Here is an 8,424-nt window from a genome sequence, read left to right as displayed (position 1 = left end):
GACGATTGCAGCCGCGAAAACCTGTGCCTGATTGCTGACACCAGAATCTCAGGCGCGCGTGTTGCGCGTGAGCTGGATGCGCTGGTGCGGATCTACGGTAAACCCGGATGCATAGTCAGCGACAACGGGACAGAGTTCACGAGCCGGGCCATTCTGAGGTGGGCCGATCAGAACGCAATTCCGTGGCACTATATCGACCCAGGGAAGCCGCAGCAGAACGCCTTTATCGAGTCATTCAACGGCAGCCTGCGTGACGAACTGCTGAACGAGGAGATATTTGACACCCTGGACGACGCCCGTCGGAAGCTGGCGCTCTGGCGTTACGATTACAACACCGTCAGGCCACACTCATCGCTCGGGAACAAAACACCGGTCGAAGCGCGCCCGACGCTTGAGCAATTTGAGGGCTCCGCGCCCGGCGCGCTTGCCCAGCACGAAACCGACGACTATCAAGACCAAACCCGCAGACTCTCGTCATGAGCGAGGGACCAGCGGGGGGCAGGTCAGCCGTCTCAGCGCAAGGAGATGGCCGAAGCGGCTGCGGCGTCAGTATCGCGTTGGCCAGCCGGATTTTTGAAATCAGCGAGACGTGTTCCCGATACGAGCGCACGTTCAGCGATGCGAATGCCGAGATTGCGGACCGGTTTGTGCGTCTGACGGCGAACCGGCGCTCCTGGGGGTTTGGCCTGTGCTTCCTATATCTGCGCAACGTGAAGGGGTTCAAAAGGAACCACAAGCGCGTCTATCGCGTCTACTGCGCGCTTGAACTGAACCTGCGCATCAAGCCAAAGAAGCGGTTGAAGTGGCCCAAACCCGATATGCTGACGGTTCCTGACGGCCCAAACCAAACCTGGTCGATGGTCTTCATGGCCGATCAACTGGCGGATGGTCGTTCATTCCGCACCCTGAACGTGCTGGACGACTTCAATCGCGAGGGGCTGGGGATCGAGGTCGACTTCTCGCTGCCCGCCCTGCGCGTTGTGCGCAACCTGAACCAGATCATCGAATGGCGAGGTTCGCCTGACATCATTCGGGTCGATAACGGCCCGGAATATGTCAGTGGGCTGCTGATGGAATGGGCTGAAAAACGCGGTATCCGGATCGAATATATCCAGCCCGGAAAGCCACAACAGAACGCCTGTATAGCGCGCTACAATCGCACGGTCAGGCGCGAATGGCTGGATCAGCATATCTTCGAGACGATAGAAAAGGCGCAGGACCAGGCCACGAAATGGCTCTGGACTTACAACAACGACCGGCCCAACATTGCCATCGGCGTGGTCACTCCCGCCATGAAACTGAAAACAGCCGCGTGAATTCTACGGCCGAGCCCCATTAAGAATGGGGGGATTACCCACCGACTTTAACCATCACCGCCCGCACACAAGCCTCGCTGGCATGGCACCGGCAGAATATGTTGCGCGGTCGAAAGAAGACCAAAACCTGAATAGAGCTAACCTAAATTAGCGGACTCAATGGGGAGCAGATCATTTTCGTCAAGCTATAGCTGCAAGCTTCATGTTTATAAAAATCGTTTGGTATCGACCGAACCCGATGCGTGCCTCCGAGCACTAGCATAGGCCCAGAGGTACACCCTCTCATAGTTGATGCTCCTAATCACGACCTTGAGGTCGAAAAGATTAGTTACATTTTACCCGCGGTGATTTGGGGAATGACCCTTGGCGGCGCTTTGATCCCGGAGGCGGGGAGATATGGTGCGGCTGATGCCCAGTTGTTCAAGGACAGACTCGAGCATTCTCTATATCTAATATATCACACCCTTACCCAGCACCGAAAACAACGGTTAGCAAAGCCATGTGGGTGAAAACAAGATGCCAACTTACCTGCCTATTTTCAGCAGCAATTTGAACAAGGATTTTGATAAATGATGACCATAGCAACGAAGTCAAAGCACAGTACCGCCACCGCAATTCGGGTCCTTAACGCTGAGGCGGACGCTCTCCGGGCAATGGCCCTAGCCTTGCCGAGAGGGTTCGAGAACTCTATCGATCTGATGGCGGGTGCAAGGGGACGTGTTATAGTCTCGGGCATGGGTAAATCCGGCCATATCGCCCGCAAGATCGCAGCGACGCTGGCATCGACTGGCACCCCGGCGATGTTTCTGCATCCAGGTGAGGCTAGCCATGGTGATCTGGGCATGGTGACGGTTGACGATGTTTGTCTTCTGCTATCAAATTCCGGTGAAACACGCGAGATGTCAGACCTAATCCAATATACCCGGCGCTTCGATATCCCGATGATCGCGATTACACGAGTCGAAGACAGCACCCTGGCACGCCAATCGGACGTCGCGCTGATCCTGCCTGATATGCCCGAGGCCTGCGCCATCGGCATGGCACCGACGACCTCAACCACCTGTGCGCTGGCATTGGGGGATGCCCTTGCCATTACAATGATGGAGGAGCGCGGTTTCATGGCGGATTCGTTCCATGTATTTCACCCTGGCGGCAAACTTGGGGCGCAGTTCATGCGGGTAAGCGATGTCATGCATTCCGGCGACAACCTGCCAATAGTGTCCCCCGCCACCACGATGGGCGAGACGTTAATCACTATGAGTGCCAAGGGGTTCGGTATTGCCGCGGTTGCAGAAGACGATCGTCTATATGGGGTCATTACCGACGGAGACCTGCGTCGCAATCTGGACGGTTTGATGGACGCCTTTGCGGGTCAGGTGGCGACCCCTAATCCTCATACCGCGACGCCGAACATGCTGCTGTCCGAAGCTCTGGGCCTAATGAACCGCTATAAGATCGGTGCGATAATGGTAGTCGATGGTAACTCGCGACTTTGCGGCCTATTACATATTCACGATTGTTTGCGCGCCGGAGTGATGTGAACTCAGGCGGCGCACCAAAGAAGGATTTCTATTCATGACCTCTGCAAAAACAGTATCCGCGGGCAGTTTGAGCATCTCTAACGACCGTCCGTTCGCGCTCATTTCCGGACCGTGCCAAATGGAAAGCCTAGATCATGCACGCAAGATCGCAGGCTCGCTGGTAGAAACCTGCGATGATCTGGGCATTCCATTCGTGTTCAAAGCTAGCTACGACAAGGCCAATCGGTCATCGCTGTCCGGCAAGCGCGGTTTGGGCATCGAACTCGGCCTTGAAAACCTTGCTAAGATCAAGGACGAGTTCGGCTGTGCCGTTCTAACCGACGTCCATGAGGCAAGTCATTGCGCCAAAGCTGCCGAAGTCTGTGATATTCTGCAGATCCCAGCATTTCTTAGCCGCCAGACGGATCTGTTGTTGGCCGCCGGGGCGACGGGCCGAGTGATAAACATCAAGAAAGGTCAGTTCCTCGCACCTTGGGACATGGCGAATGCGGCTGCCAAGGTCGCGTCGACCGGTAATGAAAGCATCATGCTCTGCGAACGCGGCACCAGTTTTGGCTATAATATGCTGGTTTCCGATATGCGAGCTCTGCCGATCATGGCAGATACAGGCTATCCAGTCATTTTCGATGCGACCCATTCGGTCCAATTGCCTGGCGGCCAAGGCACTTCATCCGGCGGACAGCGGCAATTCGTTGAACCTCTGGCACGAGCAGCGCTGGCGGTTGGCTGTGCTGGGTTGTTTATTGAAACACACGAAGACCCAGATAAAGCGCCGTCGGATGGTCCTAACATGATTCCGCTTGATGACATGGCGGGCTTGCTAAAAAGGCTATGCGCCTTCGACAAACTCACTAAAGTTCTTTAATGGACGCCCGCATCGTCATTCCTGCTCGGTATGCGAGCATTCGCTATCCGGGAAAGCCATTGGGGCGGTTAAAGGGGGCCTCGGGGCAGCCCAGAACGCTGATGGAACCCAGCATCTCGATCGCGCGAGCCAAGTCTCAGGGCCAGATTCAAATCTTTGATGCCACGAATAATGAGCGAATTGCCGAAGAGGCCCGGCGCGTCGGTAAGGACGTCATCATGGCCTCGCCCAAATTTCGCTACGGCACCGAACGCGTGGCTATAGCCATTGCTGTGGGTAATATCAGCGCTGAAATAGTCATCAACCTACAAGGGGATGCGCCATTGAGGCCGTCGCATTTCGTCACGCCGCTGGTCGATGTCATGCGCCAGGATTCTGAGTGCCTAGTCACAACCCCATGTCTGCACTGCGATGCTGGGACAGTTCAGGACCTGCTGGACGATCGGCAGGCAGGGCGCTTCGGGGCGACGACGATTTTTTTTGATCGCGACCAAAGGGCACTGTATTTCTCAAAGGAAGTGCTGCCATTCACCTGCGGGAAGGGCATTGTAAACGACGTTGTTCCTGTGTTTCACCACGTCGGCGTCTACGCCTATCCCACCACGACACGTGCGTCTTGTGCCTGTCTTGAACCGGCGCACCACAGGCGAACCTCGAAGGTCTTGAAAAGCTTCGTTTCCTCGAATACGCCCTCCCAATTCGCATGGTCGAGATTTCGATCCCAGGCTCGGTGTTTGGGGAATTCAAAAACTCGTCGGACGCTTCATTGATCGAAGCCTATCTCGCTAAGATGAACTGGGATTAAGAGGGCTGCATGGAACCTGTTGTTTTAAGATTGGCACCGCTTGAAGATGTTGATAAGGTGGACAAGGCGTCCCGCTCGCTGATGTTTGTCATCTCTGATATCGGGTTCTTCCTATCTCATCGTTTGCCGCTAGCGTTAGAGGCCAAACGCCAAGGTTTTCGGATCTTGATCGCTGCGCCCGAGCAATCTGATTACGACATACTCAAGCACTATGGATTTTCGATTTATCCCATTGATCTGCATCGACGCAGCCGTAATTTGGTAAAGGAGCTGCGCTGTCTGCTGAGCATCTTTCGGACCATGCGCAAGACTAATCCGGATGTGGTCCATTTGATCACTGCAAAACCAATCTTTTACGGCGGACTTTCGGCGCGGTTACTTGGAACTCCGACGTTGGCTGCGCTGACAGGGATGGGATATGCATTTACCCACCAGACTTCGAAAGCGCGCGCACTTCGCGTCGCAATATCGATGCTTTATCGAGCGGCGCTCAACCAGCCTCAGGTCCACGCCTTGTTCCAGAACTGCGACGATCTAGCCATCGCCACTGAATCGGGTTTCGTTCGCCGCGCCACGACCAGCCTAATTGGTGGCAGTGGAACCGATCTGAAAAAAATAACACCAAAACCGCAACCTGTGGGCCCGCCGATTGTCTTGATGCCCTGCCGTATGTTGCGGGACAAAGGTGTCGTTGAATTTGTCGAGGCGGCGCGTTTGATTCGGGCGCAGGGTATTGAAGCCGAATTCCGGCTACTTGGCGATCCCGACCCCAACAATCCGACCAGTCTGAATGAAGCGATGTTGGAAGACTGGGTTGCAGAGGGCGTCGTTAATTGGCACCGACATACTAGTGACATGGATACAGCGTTGGCCAATTGCAATATCGTAGCCCTGCCGTCCTACCGGGAAGGGTTCCCAAAGACGCTCATTGACGCTGCTGCGGCGGGGCGTGCAGCAGTGGCGACAGACGTTCCAGGATGCCGAGATGCGGTCATCGAGGGTGTTACCGGGCTACTGTGCGAGGTTAGATCCGCCGAAAGCCTCGCCAATGCTCTGGCCCCGCTACTTGTTGACCCCGTACGTGTCAGAAAGATGGGCTTAGCCGCGCGTACCCATGCCGAGGCCCATTTCGACATCCGGCAGGTCGAGCGAGCTCATATCCAAATTTATGAAGATTTGGTCAAACGCAGGGTATAGCCAAGTCCACAGTGCGCGTGATTGTCGCGTTGAAGGCCGCCGAGGATAGGGGCCACTGATGGCTGAATGCCGATGTTCCCTGCATTAATGTCGCTCTGCCCGAGCGGATACACCTATATGCGTGCCACTCCAAGGCTGACTTGAGATACTCGCATCTCCAAAGCGACGAGCGCTTGACTGGCACCGCTCTAATACTCGCTTAGATCACCGGTTAATGAGCGTTCGCCATTTTCTGTAGCGATGAAGCCCACGGAAGCATCCGCTCGGCAGGCCCAACGGGTGATCTTTTCGCACGCCTTCATTTTGGAAACCCCTTCCAAAACCAATGTGATCGCAGTTGAAGCCGCTCCCCAACCCATCTTGATCTCCCGTATATCAGATTACACCTTGGGCGTGCCGAGTATGACTAAAATAGCGACATAGAGTATCTCTGCGCGGCCTTTACGACCATTTGAAGGTACTACACAATTCGCCAATTGCGAGTTTCTTGCTTGTTCGTCATGTGTCCATTGGACGGATCAATCAGAAACGCATAGCGGCTGGGCGCGTTTACAAAGACTGAATTTGAGATTGGTTGGGTTATTGTGACGCAAACGCCAAAACCCGAAGGTTCGGACGTGGACCTGTCGCGCTTTCGTGCCGCCCCAGGTGCTCGTTTAGGCCACCTTGCGTTCGAAAGCGACAGGGCTTTTCCAACCCAATGCTGAGTGTCGGCGTCGCGGATTGTAGAAGCCGTTAATGTACTCAAAGATCGCTATCTCAGCTTGCCTGCGCGTTTCCCATGACTGCCGCCATATCAGCTCGGCTTTTATGGTTTTGAAGAAGGTCTCGACGGCGGCATTATCATAGCAATTTCCCTTGCCAGACATCGACACCTTGAACCCGTGCTGGCGCAGGATCTTCTGGTAGTCGTGCGAACAATATTGGGCGGATTCAACCGGTCGTCGCAACACTTTCGATTATATGCTGTTTGAGCAGCGGGTCGAGTGCCTCTGCAGGTGTGCGCCAGCCGAGGGTTTTGCGGGGTCTTGTGTTCAAAGCATGTGCGACTGCGCTCAACTCATTGACACCGTGCCGGCTGAGATCTGTGCCTTTGGGAAAGTATTGCCGTAGCAAGCCATTGGTGTTTTCGTTGCTCCCTCGCTGCCAGGGGCTTTGAGGGTCGCAGAAATAGATTTCCAGACCCGTATCGACTTGGAGCTGCGCATGTTGGGCCATCTCCGCACCCTGATCCCAAGTCAGAGAACGGCGAAGAGCCGCAGGAAGTCCCATGATTGTCCCTGCGATAGCATCGCGGACAGCTTCAGCGCCATGGCCAGCCAGCGCTGGTCCATTCTTGGGCACATCCCCCTTTCCATAGCCCTCCATGCGCGGCAGGTGCAAAAGCATTGTGAAGCGCGTTGTGCGCTCGACCAGTGTTCCAATCGCGGAACTTCCAAGACCGAGAATGAGGTCGCCCTCCCAATGGCCAGGCACAGCCCTATCGCCAATCTCTGCCGGACGGTCGCTGATCATCAGCGCATCTGTGAGGAAGGGTCTGCCACGACCACGGGCGCGTTCGCGGGGTAACCGTAGTGCGCGGCCGGAGCGCAGACAGGCCGAAAGCTCCCGCTTCAAGGCACCCCGTCCTTGAATATAGAGCGCCTGATAGATGGCCTCGTGGCTGATACGCATGGTTGGATCCTCGGGGAAATCTATCTTCAGACGTTGCGCGATCTGTTCCGGGCTCCAGGCACAGGACCAGCGTCGGCTTTGCCGATGAACGGCCCGCCGTCCTTTCCATATCACGACAGGGCCATCGAAGGCGATGCCACCCGGCGTAGCGATGAGACCGGAAAGACGGTCCTGTACATAATCGCGCAGGGCTGGATTATTCGCCAGCTTGCTTGGCTTCGGGCGCTGTCCTGCACGATCCGCATGCCACTGCGCCGTGATTGCGCGATAGTCGAAATCCCCGCTGCGCGTCGCGGAATTGCGCCTGAGCTCTCGCGATACCGTGCTGGGTGACCGCGAGAGCTTACGTGCGATAGCGCGGATACCTGTCCCTCGCGCACATTCCAAAGCAATCTCTTCTCGCTCAGAAAATGTCAGATTACGCCTCATCAATGGCGTCGCTGATGGTGCAAGGTGTGTTGGGGGCATTCCGCCAGAACTCCTAAACCACCGGATTCCGACAGGACCGGAAACACCCGCTTCAACGGCGGACACCTCACTGGAATGACCTGCGGCCACGCCCCGCCAGAACCGGCAAAGATTCTCACGTTGCCAGACTGGCGGCCTTCCTGGCGAGTTTAATTTGCTCCGTGTCGAACGTTCGGATTTTCGTCTGCCTGTTTTCGTCATCTACACCTCCTAAAATGGGGTGTTGCGACGACCGGTTGAATCCGCCTTGCGACCCACGATCCGTGTGATGGATGCAGTCCTTGGGCGGCTGACGGAACGCGATGGCCATCTTCAAAGCCCTGATCGCAAGGTCGCGTTTCACCCGGTTCGAGACCGCCCAGCCAACTACAATGCAAGTCCAATATCACAGCCAAGTACAGCCACCCCTCGCGCGTCCAAATATAACTGATATCGCCTGCCCACTTTTGGTTGGGCGCATCAGCGTTAAAGTCACGATCCAGCAGGTTTGGCGCGATATTGAACTTATGATTGCTGTCCGTTGTCGCCTTGTATTTACGAGTTCTTACGACCGATATG

6 protein-coding genes and 3 pseudogenes are annotated in these 8,424 nt (G+C 55.6%); 6 read left to right on the top strand and 3 right to left on the bottom strand.

The window, feature by feature from the left end; translation table 11 throughout:
- The 6 genes and pseudogenes from ACU0FH_RS10890 to ACU0FH_RS10865 form a co-directional block, all read left to right on the top strand.
- On the top strand, nucleotides 1-480 hold a 480-nt coding region (locus ACU0FH_RS10890; RefSeq protein ID WP_446194631.1), incomplete at its 5' end, for an integrase core domain-containing protein.
- Between the two features lie 62 nt (nucleotides 481-542).
- Nucleotides 543-1,316 (top strand): annotated as a pseudogene (locus ACU0FH_RS10885) (IS3 family transposase); the annotation flags it as partial.
- Nucleotides 1,317-1,885: 569 nt separating this feature from the next.
- Nucleotides 1,886-2,857 (top strand): KpsF/GutQ family sugar-phosphate isomerase, encoded by a 972-nt coding sequence (locus tag ACU0FH_RS10880; protein WP_009827098.1) that lies wholly within the window; start codon nucleotides 1,886-1,888, stop codon nucleotides 2,855-2,857.
- Between the two features lie 34 nt (nucleotides 2,858-2,891).
- Nucleotides 2,892-3,722 carry a 3-deoxy-8-phosphooctulonate synthase gene (gene kdsA, locus ACU0FH_RS10875; protein WP_340290125.1) on the top strand — a complete coding sequence of 277 codons (831 nt, stop codon included), beginning with the start codon at nucleotides 2,892-2,894 and terminating at the stop codon, nucleotides 3,720-3,722.
- Nucleotides 3,722-4,492 (top strand): cytidylyltransferase domain-containing protein, encoded by a 771-nt coding sequence (locus tag ACU0FH_RS10870; protein WP_446194630.1) that lies wholly within the window; start codon nucleotides 3,722-3,724, stop codon nucleotides 4,490-4,492. Before kdsA ends, ACU0FH_RS10870 begins: the two co-directional genes overlap by 1 nt.
- A 44-nt stretch (nucleotides 4,493-4,536) precedes the next feature.
- A complete protein-coding gene (locus ACU0FH_RS10865) occupies nucleotides 4,537-5,724 on the top strand; it encodes a glycosyltransferase family 4 protein (protein WP_446194629.1) in 1,188 nt (395 codons plus the stop codon).
- 656 nt (nucleotides 5,725-6,380) lie between these two features.
- Here ACU0FH_RS10865 and ACU0FH_RS10860 read toward each other — a convergent pair.
- The 3 genes and pseudogenes from ACU0FH_RS10860 to ACU0FH_RS10850 form a co-directional block, all read right to left on the bottom strand.
- Nucleotides 6,381-6,653 (bottom strand): annotated as a pseudogene (locus ACU0FH_RS10860) (IS3 family transposase); the annotation flags it as partial.
- A 4-nt stretch (nucleotides 6,654-6,657) separates the two neighbouring features.
- Nucleotides 6,658-8,067 carry an IS30 family transposase gene (locus ACU0FH_RS10855; protein ID WP_446194628.1) on the bottom strand — a complete coding sequence of 470 codons (1,410 nt, stop codon included), beginning with the start codon at nucleotides 8,065-8,067 and terminating at the stop codon, nucleotides 6,658-6,660.
- Nucleotides 8,068-8,113: 46 nt separating this feature from the next.
- Nucleotides 8,114-8,424: pseudogene (locus ACU0FH_RS10850) on the bottom strand (DDE-type integrase/transposase/recombinase); the annotation flags it as partial.

The organism is Heliomarina sp. (assembly GCF_052826185.1).
Note: the sequence above shows the minus strand (reverse complement) of the source record. Positions and strands in the feature narration are given on the sequence as shown.

Bases quoted from the DNA above. Each gene is read 5' to 3' on its own strand.
- ACU0FH_RS10880 (WP_009827098.1), top strand. From the start codon at position 1,886: ATGATGACCATAGCAACGAAGTCAAAGCACAGTACCGCCACCGCAATT.
- kdsA (WP_340290125.1), top strand. From the start codon at position 2,892: ATGACCTCTGCAAAAACAGTATCCGCGGGCAGTTTGAGCATCTCTAAC.
- ACU0FH_RS10870 (WP_446194630.1), top strand. From the start codon at position 3,722: ATGGACGCCCGCATCGTCATTCCTGCTCGGTATGCGAGCATTCGCTAT.
- ACU0FH_RS10865 (WP_446194629.1), top strand. From the start codon at position 4,537: ATGGAACCTGTTGTTTTAAGATTGGCACCGCTTGAAGATGTTGATAAG.
- ACU0FH_RS10855 (WP_446194628.1), bottom strand. From the start codon at position 8,067: ATGACGAAAACAGGCAGACGAAAATCCGAACGTTCGACACGGAGCAAA.